The organism is Corynebacterium sp. MSK074, from assembly GCF_030229735.1.
Classification (GTDB): Bacteria; Actinomycetota; Actinomycetes; order Mycobacteriales; family Mycobacteriaceae; genus Corynebacterium.
Genome location: NZ_JASPIX010000027.1, coordinates 1 through 1435, shown reverse-complemented (window position 1 = coordinate 1435; position 1435 = coordinate 1). Strand labels below are relative to the sequence as shown.

Annotated in this window: 1 protein-coding gene; it reads right to left on the bottom strand. The window is 52.8% G+C overall.

Features of this window, described 5'->3' with window-relative positions; translation table 11 throughout:
* Positions 1 to 34: 34 nt before the first annotated feature.
* Positions 35 to 1378: an IS256 family transposase gene (locus QP965_RS11395; protein ID WP_005326230.1), complete on the bottom strand. Its 1344-nt coding sequence runs from the start codon at positions 1376 to 1378 to the stop codon at positions 35 to 37.
* Positions 1379 to 1435: the final 57 nt, after the last annotated feature.

Below are 1435 nucleotides of genomic sequence, written 5' to 3'. Positions count from 1 at the left end.
GAGCGTGTCAAGTTGTTTGTGTGTGGGGCTGGGTTTATAGGTATTTGTCGAAGCGGTCGGGGTAGGCCACGGCCATTTGGTTGATGGCTTGTTTCCAGCCGGAAACTCGGGCTCCTTCCATGAGTCTGCCGGCTGTCGCTGAGACTCGTTTGCCCTGCTTCGCTCTCTTTGCAGCTCGTTTGTCTTCGATATTGCAGATCATCAGCCACAGCGTCTTGAGCGCTGATTCATCGTTGGTGAACTGTACCCTGTTGCGGGTAGCTTTACGCAGTTCATTGTTGAATGATTCAATCGAGTTCGTCGTATAGATTACTTTTCTGGCCGCTGGTGGGAACTGCAGAAACGGTACGAAACGCGCCCAAGCATCTCGCCAGACCTTGACTGAGCGTGGATACTTTTCTCCCAATTCAGAGGCTTCAAATTCGTCTAAGGCAGCCTTAGCTGTGGTTTCATCCGTGGCGGTGTAAATCTTTTTCAACGCGGCTGATACGCCCCGGCGATCCCCGTAGGCTACCCACCGGTTAGCGGCACGAATCAGGTGCACGATACAGGTTTGCACCATAGAGTTCGGCCACGTTGCCTCAACTGCTTCAGGCAGACCTTTAAGCCCGTCACAGCAGACGATAAAGACGTCCTTGACCCCACGATTGGAAAGATTGGCACATACCTGCGCCCAAAATGAAGCGCCTTCTTCTTTGGCAATCCACAATCCCAAAATGTGCTTGATACCGTCGAGATCCACGCCGATAGCCATGTACGCGGACTTATTGACCACTCGGCCGCCATCGCGGACTTTAATGCGCAGCGCATCCAGGAAAATGACCGGGTAGAACTCGTCTAGCTGGCGGTTTTGCCAGACCATGACCTCATCGAGGACGGCATCGGTAACCGCGGAAATCGTCTCATGGGAAATATCAACACGCATCGCCGTTGCCATATGGTGCTGGATGTCCCTAATTGTCATCCCACCGGCGTACAAGCTGACTATCATGTCATCGACATCAGTCAAGCGCCTAGAACCTTTAGGAACCATAGTCGGCAAGAATGTTCCAGCCCGATCGCGTGGGACATCAACGGTGACTGGCCCGTAGTTAGAATCCACGGTCTTTGGATATGACCCGTTGCGGTGATTGTCTGTTCCAGCAGCAGCTTTAGCGCTCCTGTCGCCAGACTCGTAGCCCAGGTGGGCATCCATTTCAGCGTTGAGTCCCCTGGTAATCGAGGCTTGCAACATGCCGCGAACCAGGTCATTGGCATCCGTTGTGGATGTGCCTAGGTCATCAATCAGCTTCGCGATTTCAGGGTTAGCAAGCAGCTTCTTTTCAATCGCATCAATCTTGGCCTTATCAGCCGGATCTCGTCGTGCCACAGTAGTCATTCTGGCTTATCTCCTTATGCAGGTTGGAAACCCACACACAAACCATCAGACACTCTC

Coding starts and splice junctions, on each gene's coding strand:
- QP965_RS11395 (WP_005326230.1), bottom strand. CDS start 1,378: ATGACTACTGTGGCACGACGAGATCCGGCTGATAAGGCCAAGATTGAT.